16 protein-coding genes are annotated in these 14416 nt (G+C 63.7%); 2 read left to right on the top strand and 14 right to left on the bottom strand.

What is annotated here, in order from left to right:
• Window positions 1-29 precede the first annotated feature (29 nt).
• A complete protein-coding gene (locus CAL22_RS13550) occupies window positions 30-758 on the bottom strand; it encodes an aspartate/glutamate racemase family protein (protein WP_167383641.1) in 729 nt (242 codons plus the stop codon).
• 210 nt (window positions 759-968) lie between these two features.
• On the opposite strand from CAL22_RS13550, the gene CAL22_RS13555 reads away from it, so the two are divergent.
• On the top strand, window positions 969-1892 hold the full coding sequence (locus CAL22_RS13555) for a LysR family transcriptional regulator (protein ID WP_143276973.1): 924 nt from the start codon (window positions 969-971) through the stop codon (window positions 1890-1892).
• A 48-nt stretch (window positions 1893-1940) separates the two neighbouring features.
• On the opposite strand, the gene CAL22_RS13560 is transcribed toward CAL22_RS13555, so the two are convergent.
• From CAL22_RS13560 to hydA, 10 genes are all read right to left on the bottom strand, one after another.
• Window positions 1941-2570, bottom strand: a complete 630-nt coding sequence (locus tag CAL22_RS13560; RefSeq protein WP_094814112.1) for a glutathione S-transferase family protein — start codon at window positions 2568-2570, stop codon at window positions 1941-1943.
• A 16-nt stretch (window positions 2571-2586) separates the two neighbouring features.
• On the bottom strand, window positions 2587-3372 hold the full coding sequence (locus CAL22_RS13565; RefSeq protein ID WP_094814114.1) for an SDR family oxidoreductase: 786 nt from the start codon (window positions 3370-3372) through the stop codon (window positions 2587-2589).
• Window positions 3373-3396: 24 nt separating this feature from the next.
• Window positions 3397-4824, bottom strand: a complete 1428-nt coding sequence (locus CAL22_RS13570; RefSeq protein ID WP_094814116.1) for an FAD-binding oxidoreductase — start codon at window positions 4822-4824, stop codon at window positions 3397-3399.
• A gap of 2 nt (window positions 4825-4826) precedes the next feature.
• Window positions 4827-5486, bottom strand: a complete 660-nt coding sequence (locus CAL22_RS13575) for an aspartate/glutamate racemase family protein (protein ID WP_094814118.1) — start codon at window positions 5484-5486, stop codon at window positions 4827-4829.
• 27 nt (window positions 5487-5513) lie between these two features.
• The gene (locus CAL22_RS13580; RefSeq protein WP_094814120.1) at window positions 5514-6452 is read right to left on the bottom strand and encodes a dihydrodipicolinate synthase family protein; all 939 of its coding nucleotides are present in this window, start codon (window positions 6450-6452) and stop codon (window positions 5514-5516) included.
• A gap of 96 nt (window positions 6453-6548) precedes the next feature.
• Window positions 6549-7217 carry an amino acid ABC transporter permease gene (locus CAL22_RS13585; protein WP_094814122.1) on the bottom strand — a complete coding sequence of 223 codons (669 nt, stop codon included), beginning with the start codon at window positions 7215-7217 and terminating at the stop codon, window positions 6549-6551.
• Between the two features lie 9 nt (window positions 7218-7226).
• Window positions 7227-7904, bottom strand: a complete 678-nt coding sequence (locus CAL22_RS13590) for an amino acid ABC transporter permease (RefSeq protein ID WP_094814124.1) — start codon at window positions 7902-7904, stop codon at window positions 7227-7229.
• Window positions 7904-8656: an amino acid ABC transporter ATP-binding protein gene (locus CAL22_RS13595; protein ID WP_094814126.1), complete on the bottom strand. Its 753-nt coding sequence runs from the start codon at window positions 8654-8656 to the stop codon at window positions 7904-7906. Before CAL22_RS13595 ends, CAL22_RS13590 begins: the two co-directional genes overlap by 1 nt.
• A gap of 25 nt (window positions 8657-8681) precedes the next feature.
• Window positions 8682-9536, bottom strand: a complete 855-nt coding sequence (locus tag CAL22_RS13600) for a transporter substrate-binding domain-containing protein (protein WP_094814128.1) — start codon at window positions 9534-9536, stop codon at window positions 8682-8684.
• A 47-nt stretch (window positions 9537-9583) separates the two neighbouring features.
• Complete coding sequence (gene hydA, locus CAL22_RS13605; RefSeq protein WP_094814130.1) at window positions 9584-11083, bottom strand: dihydropyrimidinase; 1500 nt, start codon at window positions 11081-11083, stop codon at window positions 9584-9586.
• Between the two features lie 249 nt (window positions 11084-11332).
• Between hydA and CAL22_RS13610 the strand changes: the two genes are divergently transcribed.
• Complete coding sequence (locus CAL22_RS13610) at window positions 11333-12247, top strand: LysR family transcriptional regulator (protein ID WP_094814132.1); 915 nt, start codon at window positions 11333-11335, stop codon at window positions 12245-12247.
• A gap of 22 nt (window positions 12248-12269) precedes the next feature.
• On the opposite strand, the gene CAL22_RS13615 is transcribed toward CAL22_RS13610, so the two are convergent.
• From CAL22_RS13615 to CAL22_RS13625, 3 genes are read right to left on the bottom strand one after another with little or no spacing between them, the layout of a single operon-like run.
• On the bottom strand, window positions 12270-12593 hold the full coding sequence (locus CAL22_RS13615; RefSeq protein ID WP_094814134.1) for a hypothetical protein: 324 nt from the start codon (window positions 12591-12593) through the stop codon (window positions 12270-12272).
• Between the two features lie 2 nt (window positions 12594-12595).
• Window positions 12596-13123 (bottom strand): thiamine pyrophosphate-binding protein, encoded by a 528-nt coding sequence (locus CAL22_RS13620; RefSeq protein WP_208621999.1) that lies wholly within the window; start codon window positions 13121-13123, stop codon window positions 12596-12598.
• A 43-nt stretch (window positions 13124-13166) separates the two neighbouring features.
• A complete protein-coding gene (locus CAL22_RS13625) occupies window positions 13167-14321 on the bottom strand; it encodes a PepSY-associated TM helix domain-containing protein (RefSeq protein ID WP_094814136.1) in 1155 nt (384 codons plus the stop codon).
• Window positions 14322-14416 lie beyond the last annotated feature (95 nt).

Below are 14416 nucleotides of genomic sequence, written 5' to 3' on the forward strand. Positions count from 1 at the left end.
CACAAGAAATAAAGGTTGCCGCCGCCGCGCTAGCCACGCGCGAACGAGCAGCCCGTTGTCTGTTGCATCCACCAGGCCACGCAGCTCCTGGCCAACAAATCGGTCGTGTCGAACACGGGAATTTCCAGGCCGGTGGTGGGCATGACGACCGGCAGCTCGGTGCATCCGAGCAAAAGACCGTCGATGCGTGTCTTGCGCAGCCTGGCGCAGGCCTCTTGCAGCAGCTCGGCGCCCAAGGCCAGATTGCCGCTTTTGACCGCCTGAATGCCCGGCATCACCAGTTCTTGCTGCACGGCGCTATCGGGCAGCACCACCTCCACGCCCCTCGCCTGCAGCCGCGCCTGATAGATCTCTCCCTTGAGCGTGGCCGAGGTCGCCAGCAGACCGACCTTGCGAATGCGCCCCTCCTGCGCGAGCACCGCCTGCGCGGCCGCCTCGCCTATGTGCAGCAAGGGCACGTCACTCGTGCGGCTCAGCCGTTCGTACCAGAGGTGCGCGGTATTGCAGGGAATGGCGATGGCGCGAACGTTCAGCGCCTCCAGGCAGGACAGCCCGGCCCGCAGATAGGGCCACGGCGCGTCGGAGCCGCTGAGAAAAGCGGCGCTGCGGTCGGGTATCTGAGGCACGCTGTGCACCATCATGGGAATGTGATCCTGATCACAGGAAGCCGGCGTGGCCTCGACCACCTTTCTCATGAAATCCGCGGTCGCCAGGGGCCCCATTCCCCCCAACACGCCCAGTCTGGGCCGTTCGTCCATGCACCGATCTCCCTTGCAGCAACTTGGCGCGGCCCCGCCCTTGCTGTCCGGAACCGCCGAGTGCGTGAAGATAGCAATGCGGCCTGCGCGCGGTCCAATACCGATACTTGCTTGAGGCATAGACGCAATGCATGGACCTGCCCTGCGGCAGACTCGCGGCCAGGCGGTGCATGCGCTAAGCTCTGGGATGACTTTCCGAAGGAAACCGGCGTGACATTCGAGGCTCCGGCGCACAGACCCCTCGCACTGAGCCTGCGCCAGATAGAAACATTTCGTGCCGTGATGATCACGGGCTCCATCACCGAGGCTGCCAAGATGCTGTTCATCACGCAGCCATCGGCCAGCCGGGTGCTGGCCGCAGCGGAAACGCGGCTGGGCTTCCCGCTGTTTGATCGCGCCAAAGGCCGGCTATTCCCGACGCCGGAGGCGCGCCGCATCTACCGCGAAGTGGAAGGCGCCTATGCCGGCGTGCAACGCGTCGACGACATCGTGCGCGCCATCAGCGAAGGCCGCAGCGGCCGCCTGAACATCGTCTGCAGCCCGAGTCTCGGCGCGCATCTGGTGCCGCGCGCCATTGCCCGTTTCAAGCAGGCTCACCCCAATCTGCCTATCCATTTCGAGCCGCTTACCTACAACAACCTGGTGCCGCGCGTCCTGCTGGGCGAGGATTATCTGGGCGTGTCGATGTTTCCGGTGGCTTCGCCCAACGTGCAGACACAGCGGCTCCTCGACGCGCCCCTGGTCTGCATCGCGCCCAAAGGCTGGCTGGGCCCGAGCGAATTCGTCGCGCTGGACGATCTGGCCGGCCTGCCCTGGATAGGTTATGGGCATGACACGCCGCTGGGCGAAATCGTCGACAGCGTGTTCGAAGGCCGCGCCCTGCCCGAGGCGACGGTCGAAGTCCGTTCGGCGCTCAGCGCCTGCAAGCTGGTCAGGGAGAATCTGGGCGTGGCGATCGTCGATCCCTTCTGCCTGGACGAGGAAGCCAAGGCCGCCATCGACTGCCGCGTGCTCAGCCCGGCCCGCAGCCTGAGCGTCTCGGCCATTCACTCCACGGATGCTCCGCTGTCGCACGCCGCGCGCATGTTCGTGCGCACGCTGGAGAAAATCCTGGCCGCGCATCTGCCGGCATAAAGAAGCAACGGCGGCGGCCGTCTTAGCCCGCCGCCGCTATCGGCTCGCCTAGGACAGTTGAGGCTTGGCGGCATACACCGCCGGATAGCGGGCCGCAAACGCCTCCAACCACGCCTGCAAGCCGGGATGCCGGGTGCGCCAGGCCCCTTCGAAACGCAGATCCAGATAGAGCAAGGCGGCCACCAGCGTGATGGCCCCGATACCCGGCCCGCTCTCGGCGAGCGAGGGCGGCTCGCTCTCGAATGCAGCTAACGCCCGCTCGACCTTGTCGGCCTGATAGTCGAGCCAACTGGCGACGGCGAAACCCTCGGGACGGAACCTGCGTTCATAGACCATCAGCACCGAGGCATCCATCACCCCATCGGCCAGCGCCTGATCCCGCAACGCGATGAACTTCTCCGCGCCGGCCGGAATCAGCGTGGAAGTGCCGTTCTGCCCGGCGAGAAACTCGATGATCACCCGGGAATCGAAGAGCGGCGGCAAGCCGTCGACCAGCAGTACTGGAATCTTGCCCAGCGGATTCTGCCGCCGCAGCGCATCGCCGGGATCCGCGGTATCCGCGCCGATCACGGTCACGCGGTCTTCCAATCCCTGGGCCACGATGGCCATATAGACCTTGCGGCCAAAAGGGGAAGCGGCGGACGTGCGCAAACGCCAGGGGCTTGTGCTCGCTTGCATCTGGGCCCTCCTCCGGTCAGACGCTGGCCAAGAGGCCGCCGTCGACGCGGACGACCGAACCAGTGACATACGACGCCCGCGCACTGGCCAGGAAGCTGACGACGTCGGCGTACTCCTGCGGTTCGCCATACCGCCCAAGCGGAATACTGGCGGCGCTTTCCGCGGAGACGGCTTCGACGGGCCGCTCCTCGCGTTTGGCTTTCTGTGTGTCCAGGAACTTCGTGCGCGCGGTGGCAACGCGGCCCGGCAGCACGATGTTCGCGGTAATACCGTGCGCGCCGACCTCGCGCGCCAGGGTCTTGGACCAGCCCAGCAGGCTGATGCGCAAGGCGTTGGACAGCCCCAGATTGGGGATGGGAGCCACCACGCCGGAAGAGGTGCTGGTGATGATGCGGCCGAACTTGCGCTCCTTCATGCCGGGCAGCACCGCGTCCGTGACGGCGACCACCGAAAGCACCATGCTCTGGAAGTGCTTCATCCAGACGTCGGCGGGCTGACCCGAGACCGGCGTGGGCGGCGGGCCGCCGGTGTTGTTCACCAGAATATCGACCGGCCCGAGATCCCGCTGGATCTGACCCAGCTTCTCGTCGATGATGGCCAGGTCCGCGAGATCCCAGGCCAGGGCGATGGCCTTGCCGCCTTTGTCTGTGATGGCCCGCGCATTGGCCTGGGCGGCTTCGGCGTTGATGTCCGCCAGCGCAACCTGCACGCCCTCGGCCGCAAGGCTGGCGGCAATTGCGCCACCCAACCCGCCGCCCGCGCCAAATACGAGAGCGGTCTTGCCAGCAATTCCTAAATCCATGATTTCACCTGGTAAAGAAAGGTTCTAAATGAGCTTGCCCGGATTCATGATCTGGTTCGGGTCGAGGGACTGCTTGATCAGCATCATCAAGCCGAACTCCGTCTCCGACTTGTAGTGACGCAACTCGTCGCGGCGCAGTTGGCCGACGCCATGCTCGGCGCTGATGCTGCCATTCGAGGCGGATACCAGGTCATGCACGACGCGGTTCAGAGCATGGATCCATGACTTCAGCTCGGCGTCCGGGGTGTCCAGAGGCACCAGGACATTGAAATGCAGATTCCCATCGCCCATGTGACCGAAGTTGATCACCCGGGCATCGGGCTTGACCTGTTTGACCGCATCCACGGCTCGGTCCACAAAACCCGGCAAGCTGGAGATGGGCAGGGCAATATCGTGCTTGATCGCCTTGCCGGCCCGTACCTGCGCCTGGGAAATACCTTCCCGCACCTTCCAGAAGGCCTGCCGTTGCGCGAGGTTGGCGCCGATCGCCGCATCCTGAACGAGGCCGTCTTCCATGGCCTTCTCGAGCACCGACTCCAGCAGCGATCCCAGCTCCGCATCCCGGGTGTCGGCCAGCTCCACCAGCGCATGGTAAGGATGCTTGCCCGCCAGCGGCCGGCGGACATCGGTCACATGCTCGAGCACCAAGGCCAGCGCGTCCTCGGTCAGCATCTCGAAAGCCACGAGCCTGTCGCCACAGTCATTACGCATGCGGGCCAGCACCTCCAGCAACGCATCCATGTCGTCGCAGCCGAGCCAGGCCGATAGGCGTGTCGTGGGTTTGGGGAACAACTTCAACACCGCCGCCGTGACCACGCCCAACGTGCCTTCGGAACCGATGAACAGGTCGCGCAAGGAGTAACCGGTATTGTCCTTGCGCAAGGCGCGCAGGCCATTCCAGATATCGCCGTTGGGCAAGACGACCTCGATGCCCAGCACCAGGTCGCGGGTGTTGCCATAGCGCAGCACGGCAATGCCGCCAGCGTTGGTCGCCAGATTGCCGCCGATCGTGCAACTGCCCTCCGAGCCCAGACTCAGGGGAAAGTAACGATTCACGTCGTCGGCGGCGCTTTGCACATTGGCCAGGAGCACCCCGGCCTCCACCGTGACGGTGTTGTTCAGCGGATCGACCTCGCGGATCTGCTTCAGGCGCGTCGTGCTCAGGATCAACTGCGCACCGCTGTCATCCGGCGTGGCCCCGCCGCTCATACCCGTATTGCCGCCCTGCGTGACCACGGGCGTGCGCGTCTCATGACACAAACGCATCACCGCGGCGACCTCGGCCGTGTTGGCCGGCCGCACCACGGCGCTGCTGACGCCCTGCCACTTCTTCAGCCAGTCCACATCGCAGGCGGCTTTTGCCTGCTCATCCTGGACCAGCCCGGCGTCGCCGACGATGGCGTGCAGTTTCTGCAAAAAGGACGTGCTCAAAGCACGAGTAGGATCCGACATACTCACCACCCCAAACGAATTCTGCCCAGGGCCATGGCGACGGTCGCCTGGCTGGGTTCGACCACGGGCAAACCGACTTCCTGCTGCAAGGCGTCCCGGTAGCGGGCCATGCCCGCGCAGCCCATGACCAGCACGTCTGCCCGCAGACGATCGCGCAGGTCTTTGCCGGCGGCGATCATGGCCGCGAGCGTCGCCGGGGCATCGGAGAGTTCGGCGACCGTGCGCCCGATCGCGACTTCGCCGGCGACCCGGGAGGAAATACCCATGGCCGCCCAGGCACGCATATGGCGCGCAATGGAGCCCTGCAAGATGGCAATGACGCCGAACGTATTGCCCATCGTCAACGCGGTCAGGGCCGCGCCTTCGCTGATGCCCATGGAGAGCACGCCCGGAATTTCCCGCAGCGAATGCAAGCCGGGGTCGCTAAAGCAGGCCGTCACAAAACCGGCGGCCTGCTCCGCGCGTGCCTGCGCGAACTGGCGCACCAGCACGGCGGCATGATCCACGTCCTGCTGGCTCTGTATCCCCGGCGGGCCCTCGGCCAGTGTGACGCACTCGATCCTGGGGCCGTCGTTCTGCCGCAAGACGTCCATGGCGGCATCGATGCCTGCCGTGACGGCCGTGTTCGAGTTGGGGTTGATGACGTACAGTGTCTTTGCCATGGCTGGCCTATCCTTCGCGTTCTGCGTTCATTTGCCCAGGGCAATGTCTTGCCGCTGAATCAGCCGGCCGAGTTCCTCGTGATCATTCTTGTCCAGGACCGGGCCAGGCTTGCGCACGAAGGCCGAGCGGATCGCGCCGCGACGGCGCAGGGTTTCCTTGCGCAGCGCCAGGCCGATGCCGTACTGAAACTCATGGCGCAGCAAAGGCAGATACACATTGAACAGATCCTCGGCCGCTTCGGGCTGGCCGTTGGCGAACAGGTCGCAGACCTGCACCAGCATCTCCGGATAGGCAAAGCCCGTCATGGCGCCATCCGCGCCGCGCAGCATTTCCTGAGGCAGGAACAGCCCGCCATTACCCACCAGGATGCTGATGCGGCGGCGTCCTTCCTTTTCGCTCTGCTCGCGCACCTGGCTCAGCTTGCGCATGCCGGGGAAGTCTTCATGCTTGAGCATGACGACTTGCGAGAATTCGTCGATCAGCCGGTTGATCACCGCGACCGAGGTATATACCCCCGTTGCCTGGGGAAAATCCTGCAGGCAGATGGGGATATCCTTGCCCAGCAGATTCGCAATGCCGGCGTAATAGCCGTAGACCTGATCATCGGTCTTCAGATTGGCCACCGGCGCGACCATCACCCCGGCCGCGCCCAGCGCCATCGCTTCCTTGGACAGGCGCTCGACATTGCGGTTCGACGGGTTGCTCACCCCGACGACCACCGGCACCTTGCCCGCGACGCGCTTGAGGATGCGCTCCATCACCAGCGTGGTCTCCGCCTCGCTGAGCTTAGGCGCTTCGCCCATCATGCCCAGGATGGTGAAACCGGTCACGCCTTTTTCCAGATAGAAATCGGTGAGGCTGTCCACGCTGTAGAGGTCAACCTCGCCATCGTCAGAAAACGGGGTTGCGGCGATGATGAAGACGCCCTGCGCTTGCTCGTTGAGGCGGTTCTGTTGTGCGGCCATGTTAGAAAACTCCAATAAGTGAATGAGGTGGCCCGGTGGCGGGCAAAGCTTCCCCGTGAAGGCGCCTGGCGGCGCCTGCGATCTCCGTGCGTTCGACTATCGTTTGCGCTTGTGTTCGAGCAGACCCAGCCAGCGGGTCAGGGGCCAAAGCAGAACCAGGTACATCAAGGCCGCCAGGACGATGGGCGACGGGTTGTAGACCAGGGCTTGCGCATCGCGGGCGGCGCGCAACAACTCGGGCAGCGCCACCACACTGGCGATGGTGGTCAGCTTCACCACCTCGATGCTGTTGCCGACCAGGTCGGGCAGCACGTTGCGCAGCGCTTGCGGTATCACCACATAGAGCAGCGCCTGCCAGCGCGCCAATCCGGTCGATCGTGCCGCCTCCATCTGCCCCTTGGCCACGCCCTCCAATCCGGCGCGAAACACCTCGGCGTAATAACTCGCGTTGTTCAGCACGAAGGCGATCACGACAGCGGTCAGCTTATCGAGCTCGATGCCCAGGAAAGGCCAGCCGAAATAGATCAGAATCAGCAGAACCAGCGGCGGAAACGCCCGGAACAGATCGATATAAGCAATCACACCCCAGCGCACGAAGCGGCTTTGGGTCTGGGTGAACGCCACCGCCAGGGCCAGGCCAGCCAGCGCGCCCAGGGGAATGACGATGGCCGACAGCCATATCGTCGTCCACAGCCCCTTGAGCAAATGCGGAAAGACCTGCGCGTAGACCTGGAAATTGAAGAAGTTGTAGATGAGGTTTTCCATCTCGGCCTCTTAACCTCGCACCCAGTTCTTTTCCAGCCAGCGGGAGAACACCACCAGTGGCAGGAAAATGATCACGTACAGGATGGCTGCCATCATCAGCGGCGTCGGGTTGCCCGACAGGCTGCTGGCGCCCTGGGCGGCATTGAGCAGCTCATTGAGCGACACGACCGAACCCAAGGCCGTGTTCTTGGTGATCGAGATGATGCGATTGGTCAGGGTGGGCACCGCGCGCCGCACGGCCTGCGGCAGCACCACCCAACGCATCGCCTTCCACCAGCTGAGCCCGGTCGACCGCGCCGCCTCCATCTGGCCGGCCGGCAACGCGGCGATCCCTGCCCAGATACTTTCCTCCGCATAGGCGGCAAGCACCAATGACAGTGAGATCCAGGTCACGAAGAACGCCGAGAGCGGCAGGCCCAGTTCCGGCAAGCCGAAATACAGCACGATGAGGATGACCAGCGGCGGCAGCGAGCGCAGAATATCGGCGAACGCCACGATCGCCCACGTCAGCGGCCGCAGCTCCAGCGCGCGCAGAATGGCCAGCACCAACCCCAATACGGTGCCGGTCACGACCACGGCCGCGCCGGTACCCAGCGTGATCAGCGCGCCCGCGCCCAAGGCCGGCGCATACTGAGCCGCTATCTCCGCATTGAAGAAAGTAAAGAAGAAACCACCAGTGCTGCTCATCAATGGACCAACCTGCTCGAATACCGCGACACGAAACTCTGCGTGCGCGTCTGTTGCGGGTTCTCGAAGATCTGCTTGGCCGTGCCGTGCTCGACCACCACGCCGCCATCCATGAACACGACGTGATCGGCCACCGCATGGGCAAAGGCCATCTCGTGCGTGACCACCAGCATGGTCATGCCGCTTTCGCGCAGTTCGCGCATGACGGCCAGCACATCCTCGACCAGTTCCGGGTCCAGCGCACTGGTCGGCTCATCGAACAGAATGATCTGCGGCTGCAGGGCGATGGCGCGTGCGATGCCCACCCGCTGCTGTTGTCCGCCCGACAACTGCGACGGCATGGACTGCGCCTTGTGGCCCAGCCCCACGCGCTCCAGGGCTGCCAGCGCCAAGGTGCGTGCTTCGGCGGGCTTGCGTTTTTGCACCTTGCTCAGCGCCAGTGCCACATTCTCGATCGCACTCAGATGCGGATAGAGATTGAACTGCTGAAACACCATCCCGACATCCTGGCGCATGCGGTTGATGTCGGTTTTGGGATCCATGACATCGTGACCGTTGGCCAGGATCTTGCCGGATGTCGGGACCTCCAGCAGGTTGCAGCAGCGCAGCATGGTGCTCTTGCCCGAACCCGACGGGCCGATGACGCACACCAGCTCGCCGCGCTGGACGTTCAGATTGACGCCCCTGAGCACCTCGGTGTCGCCATACTGTTTGCGCAGATCGGAAATGCTCAATATCGAACCGGTTTCCATCGTCAGCTTCGCAGTCTGGGTGGGGTCAGGCGCACTTGATCTCGACAGGCGTGGCGTCGTAGCCATCCATATCGGGAACACCGGTCCCTGGGGCGATGCGAACCGCCCAGTTGTCCGAGTCCGGCGTGAAGCCGAACCACTGCTGGGCCAGCTTGGTCAGCGTGCCATCCTTCTTCATGCACTTGAGCACATTGGAAACTTGCAGGCGGCCTTCCTTGTCATCCTTGCGAAAGGCCAGCGCCCACACCAGGCCGGTCTTGATGGTGTAGCTGGTCTTCAGACGCGGGTTCTGTTTGGCGGCCCAGGCCACCACGGTCGTGCCGGCCAGGTTGTAGTCGGCGCGCGAGGCCTGCACCGCCTGCACGGCATCGGCATTGCCGCCGTAGACGTCGTAGCGGAAGCCATACTTGGCGGCATTGTCCTTGGCCCAGGACTCATAGTTCGACCCCTTGTTCACGGCGATCACCTTGCCCTTGAGCTGCTCGAGGTTCTCGAGCGCAGGCGCATCCTTGCGGCCCAGGAAGGTGTAGTCGGTGTCCAGATAGCCTTCGGTAAAGAGCAGGGATTTGGCGCGCTCTGGCGTAACCGTCACCGGCGCGATCAGGAAGTCGTAGCGCTTGCTGTTGAGCCCCGGCACCAGGCCGGAGAACTCGGCCGGTTCGATCGTGATTTCACGCCCCAAGCGCTTGGCGATTTCTTTGCCGAGATCGACGTTGAATCCCTGGACGCCGCCATCCAGCTTGGCCATGGCGTGCGGCGCGAACGTGGAGTCGACCGCGGTGCGCAGCGGGGCGTTTTGCGCGAGAGCCTGTCCCAAACAACCGAACAGAACTGCGCTGGAAATGACGCAACTGCGGAAAAACGGCTTTAGAACTTTCATGACAATCCCCTTGCCTTATAGACACGCGCCAAGGTCGGCGTCGTGGTTTACTTACTGAGAGCTGCTGATTTCAATCCAATAAAGTTGCCAAACGCCTTGCGCTGCGGCGCCGGCTCGGCCCGCTTGACGACGGGATCCGGACGCGAACGGGCGATGAACTGGCCGCTGCCGCGCTCGACCTGCAAGGCGTTGTCCTTGACCACGCAACGGCCGCGGCTGTAGACCTCCACGGGCCAGCCCTGGATCTCGCGGCCTTCGTAGGGCGTATAGCCCACGGCGTCGTGCAGAATCTCGGGGTGCACGGTGGTACGGCGCTGCGTGTCCCAAATCACGATGTCCGCATCGGCGCCGACCTGAATCGCGCCTTTGCGCGGCGCCAGGCCATACATGCGGGCATGATTGGTGGCCGTCAGCGCCACGAACTCCTCGATGCTCAGACGCCCCTTCATGACGCCCTCCGAGAACAGCAGCGGCAGGCGCAATTCGATGCCTGGCACCCCGTTGGCCATTTCCTTGAAGGTGGTGGCATCGCCCTTGGGCAATTTGCCGGACTCGTCGAAGCGATAAGGCGCATGGTCAGAGGAGTAGACCGCCAGCGTGCCGTCCTTGAACCCGGCCCAAACGGCCTCTTGCGAAGCCTTGTCTCCCGGCGGGGGGCTGCAGCAGAACTTGGCGCCTTCCAGACCCGCCAGATCCGAGTCCTTCGCTTCCAGAAACAGATATTGGGGGCAGCTCTCGGCATAGACCTGAGCACCCAGTTGCTGAGCCTTGCGAATGATGTCCACCGTCTCGGTGCCCGCCACATGGACGATGAGCACCGGAACATCGATCAGGCGCGACAGGGCGATGGCCCGGTGCGTGGCTTCCGACTCGACCAGCGGGTCATGCGAGACCGCATGGAACTTGGGCGACGTGTGTCCGCGTTCGAGCAGCCGGCGCGCCACCCATCGGATCATGTCGTGGTTCTCGGCATGCAGCATGACCATGGCGCCATGCTCGCCCGCGACCGCCAACACGTCGAGCAGCTGGTAATCATCCAGCTTGAGCTTGTCGTAGGTCATGTAGACCTTCAGCGACGTAATGCCGCTTTCGATCACGGCCGGCAGCTCGTGCTGCAGGGCCTGTTCGTCCGGGTTGGCCAGGATCAAGTGAAAGCCGTAGTCGATCACGGCCTTCTCGCGCGCCCGGCGCGAGTAGTCCTCCAGCACGGCGGGAATGCGATCATTGCGATGCTGCGCGGCGAAGGAAATGATGGTGGTGGTTCCGCCGAAGGCGGCCGACACCGTGCCCGAGTAGAAGTCATCCGCGCACATCACCCCCATGCCGGAGAGCTGCTCGATATGGGTATGGCTGTCGATGCCGCCAGGCAAAACCCACTTGCCCGCCGCATCCACGTCCCGCTCCCCCGACTCGAGGTTCTCGCCGATTTCGACGATCACACCGTCCTTGATCCCGATATCCGCGAAGAAGGTTTGGTCGGCGTTCGAAATACGGCCATTGCGGATGGTCAGGTCAAAGCGCGAGGTCGGGTGGGAAGCTGCAGGCATTGTCGAGGACTCGGATAAATAAGGTTGGGCAATTATTTCCCGAGCATTACCTCATGCCTATTGATTCTTTGGCCCCCTCCCTTAACATTACGTTAATAACTTCTCCGCTCTCGCCCCGCAACAGCCCGGCGACCTCGAAGTTTTCCTAGGGAAAACGCTAGCTCAGCACCGCGTACCGAGCGTGGCCGACGCCTAAGTATTAACCCTAGGGCAATGCCTCACCTCCCGACGCCCAGGCACGGAACCCGCATGAAACTCAATATTCGCCAGATCGAAGTCTTCCGTGCCGTGATGATCACCGGCACGATCAGAGGCGCCTCGGAACTGCTCTATGTGTCGCAGCCGGCCATCAGCCGGCTCTTGTCCCATACCGAGGAGCGCATCGGGTTTCCGCTCTTTCAGCGCATCCGCGGCCGGCTTCATCCGACCCTGGAAGCCAAGAAGCTGTTCCACGAAGTCGAGATCGTCTACGACAGTGTCCAGCGTGTGAATGACATGGCGCGCGAGCTGTTCGAACACCAGGAGGGCATCCTCAACATCGTGGCCAGCCCCAGCCTGGGGCAAATGCTCATCCCCACGGCCATCGCCAGCTACCGCCACACGCACCCGAGCGTCAAGCTCACCTTCCATTACCTGACGCATATCCCGCTGACCGAGCGGCTGCTGAAGCGACGCGCCGACCTGGCGATCACGATTCTGCCGATCAACCACCCCAATCTCGAGCAGGAAGAGCTGGCCACCGCCAGCCTGGTCTGCATCTGCCCCTACAACCATCCGCTGTCGCGCAGAGCCTTTCTGCAGATCAAGGACCTCCTGCCCTACCCTTTCATTTCGTACGAGCGCAGCTCGCCCTTCGGCCTGATGGTCCAGTCGATGTTTGAAGCCAGCGGCGAAGCGCTGCGTCCGGTGGTGGAAGTCGGATCGCCGCAAAACGCCTGCGCGCTCGTTCAGGCCGGCGTCGGGATTGCGCTGGTGGATCAATTCTCCGCGCGCAGCTGGGCTGCCAGCCGCTTCGTGACGCGCCCGATCGAGCCCAGCCCGCCCCTGAAAGCCTATCTGGTCAGGCTGCGCGATGAGCCGATGTCGCAGATTTCGCAATCCTTCATGGATACTTTGAAAGAGGTCATCCACAAAGACGGCCATGCCGGCATCGGCGCGCCTTGATCCTGGCAGCCTGGAGAGGGGATCAGCGTTTCGAGGCGGGCTTGATCTCGGCTGGGTCAACGACCGCCGTGTGGCCCGGCCCGACCTCCAGCAGGACATAGAAGTTCTCGTCCGGGCGCCGAAAGACACGCTGGCTATGGGCATCGAGCCGGCCGGCCGAAAGGATGCGATTACCCGCTGAGGCGATGACATCCAGCGTCACCCCAGGAGCCTTGCTGCCGTCGGAGAAACCGCCGGTACACAGCACCTTATCATCCGGCATCGCCTGACACGCCAGCACCGGATGGTGTGCCTGCGTCACGGCGCTATAACCGGCCAGCAGGCCGGCGCCCAACACGTTGATCATCTTCACCGCACCCTCCTGGACGCGTCGCTAAGCCACTGCGCCGTCAGCGGCGAGGCCGATGCGATGGGCAGCGTGGCGGTGTGCGTCCGCCCATCCCAGCCCTCGACCGTGATCCAGAACTTTCCGTCCGGCAGCGTGGCCGCCGGGATCTCCACCTCGGCAAAGGCCCGATGCGGCCCGCCGGCAAACAGTGCGCCCGCGGTGCGCAAGCTGCGCGGCGGCCCCGTATGGATGAACACCGCCCGAATCTCACGCTCACAGCCGGGACACAAGGCCATGGTCAGCAGCTTGACCGCCGCGCCTGCCTCGATCTCGGGCGGACCCGCCTCCCACTCCGCGAAATCCAGGGTCCAGCCCCCGACTTGCACAGGCCCGATGGCACGCTCGCCCAAACCGGCGGCCCCCCGCGCCATCGCCATGGCTTTGAAGTAGTCGGGCAGATAAAGCAAGGGCAGAATCAGCACCAGGCCACTCAAATGATATTTCCAGCGGCGCAGGGGCGACGGCGCTCCGGTCTTCGAGGTCATCATGATTGTCTTGTCCCATCGGTGGCGAGCAAACGCCGCGTTGTACTCACGCACGGCCTTTGTTCAGCGCGAGCTTCAAGGCCTTGGCGGTCTCTTGCGCGGTGCGCCGCGACCATATCAACATCCCCGACAGGGACATCATGGTCAATAACAAGCCGAAGAAGAACCACAGCAGTTTGAGCCACAGCCCGCCAAAGTCGCCCGTATGCAAGGGGCGCATGGACTCGGTGAAAAACTCCCAGCCATGGCGGTCGCCCAGCGTGCGCGTGCGCATGACCCGGCCATCATAGGGATTGACCTGGGCGGACTCGTACATCAAGGGATAGGTGCCGCGCCCCAGAATGCTGACCGGATCATAGGCACTGCCTCCCAGGAAGATGTGCTGCGCATCCAACCCAGGAAGCGCCTGCCGGGCATTGGCCACCAACGTATCCAGCGCCACCCATGGCAGGCCCGCCTCGCCCGCGGCGGGCACTTCGGCTCGCGCGATGATGGTCGGAACGCCCTCGGACGAGACGGAAACTTGCGTATCCGCCAACACCGCCTGCACCAGGAACCACAGCGCGCTGACCGAGATCAGCAAGACGAACCAGATCGACCACAGGCCGGACAGCCGGTGAAAATCGCCCCAGAAAATGCGGGCGCCCTGGCCGGTACGCAGCCGCGGTTTTTGCAGATAGGCGCGCCAGAACCGCTTGTAGACCACCAGGCCGGTCACCAGCGAGGCCAACATCGGCAGCGCGAGCACCGACACCAGATACCAGCCCCAACTGTAACCATGCCCAAACGGCATCAAGAGCCAGCCATGCAACGCCCGCATGAACTGCCGCAAGTCAAACGCCAGGGCTGGCCCCTGGATGACGCCGGAATAGGGATTGACATACAACTGGGTGGAGACCCCGCCCGGATAGGACACACTTGCCGTCAGGGCGAAATGCGATTCTTCCGGCCAGGACAAGCCCTGCACCACCGCCGCGGGCTCCTGCGCGCCGATGGCGTCCATCAACGCCTGGTAGCCCAACCGCGTACTGTCGGCGCCGGGCGCTTCGGCACGTACCGCGGGATGCATCAGCCATACGATCTCCTGGCTGATCACCGCAATCGTGCCGGTGGCACAGACAAAAAACATCAGTACCCAGATAGGCATGGCCACCCAACTGTGCACCAGGAACCAGATTTTGGATCGGGAAGGCTTGGCCATCCGACGTCTCCGTTAGAGCGAGTTATTGCAGCGCTGCACCCTGCCCCGCGCACGGCGCAACCCCAAGCACAACGCGCTGCCGCCCCGATCGTGCG

Origin of the sequence: Bordetella genomosp. 12, from assembly GCF_002261355.1 — a bacterium.
Lineage (GTDB): Bacteria > Pseudomonadota > Gammaproteobacteria > Burkholderiales > Burkholderiaceae_B > Bordetella.

Bases quoted from the DNA above. Each gene is read 5' to 3' on its own strand.
- CAL22_RS13550 (WP_167383641.1), bottom strand. From the start codon at position 758: ATGGACGAACGGCCCAGACTGGGCGTGTTGGGGGGAATGGGGCCCCTG.
- CAL22_RS13560 (WP_094814112.1), bottom strand. From the start codon at position 2,570: ATGCAAGCGAGCACAAGCCCCTGGCGTTTGCGCACGTCCGCCGCTTCC.
- CAL22_RS13565 (WP_094814114.1), bottom strand. From the start codon at position 3,372: ATGGATTTAGGAATTGCTGGCAAGACCGCTCTCGTATTTGGCGCGGGC.
- CAL22_RS13570 (WP_094814116.1), bottom strand. From the start codon at position 4,824: ATGTCGGATCCTACTCGTGCTTTGAGCACGTCCTTTTTGCAGAAACTG.
- CAL22_RS13575 (WP_094814118.1), bottom strand. From the start codon at position 5,486: ATGGCAAAGACACTGTACGTCATCAACCCCAACTCGAACACGGCCGTC.
- CAL22_RS13580 (WP_094814120.1), bottom strand. From the start codon at position 6,452: ATGGCCGCACAACAGAACCGCCTCAACGAGCAAGCGCAGGGCGTCTTC.
- CAL22_RS13585 (WP_094814122.1), bottom strand. From the start codon at position 7,217: ATGGAAAACCTCATCTACAACTTCTTCAATTTCCAGGTCTACGCGCAG.
- CAL22_RS13590 (WP_094814124.1), bottom strand. From the start codon at position 7,904: ATGAGCAGCACTGGTGGTTTCTTCTTTACTTTCTTCAATGCGGAGATA.
- CAL22_RS13595 (WP_094814126.1), bottom strand. From the start codon at position 8,656: ATGGAAACCGGTTCGATATTGAGCATTTCCGATCTGCGCAAACAGTAT.
- CAL22_RS13600 (WP_094814128.1), bottom strand. From the start codon at position 9,536: ATGAAAGTTCTAAAGCCGTTTTTCCGCAGTTGCGTCATTTCCAGCGCA.
- hydA (WP_094814130.1), bottom strand. From the start codon at position 11,083: ATGCCTGCAGCTTCCCACCCGACCTCGCGCTTTGACCTGACCATCCGC.
- CAL22_RS13610 (WP_094814132.1), top strand. From the start codon at position 11,333: ATGAAACTCAATATTCGCCAGATCGAAGTCTTCCGTGCCGTGATGATC.
- CAL22_RS13615 (WP_094814134.1), bottom strand. From the start codon at position 12,593: ATGATCAACGTGTTGGGCGCCGGCCTGCTGGCCGGTTATAGCGCCGTG.
- CAL22_RS13620 (WP_208621999.1), bottom strand. From the start codon at position 13,123: ATGATGACCTCGAAGACCGGAGCGCCGTCGCCCCTGCGCCGCTGGAAA.
- CAL22_RS13625 (WP_094814136.1), bottom strand. From the start codon at position 14,321: ATGGCCAAGCCTTCCCGATCCAAAATCTGGTTCCTGGTGCACAGTTGG.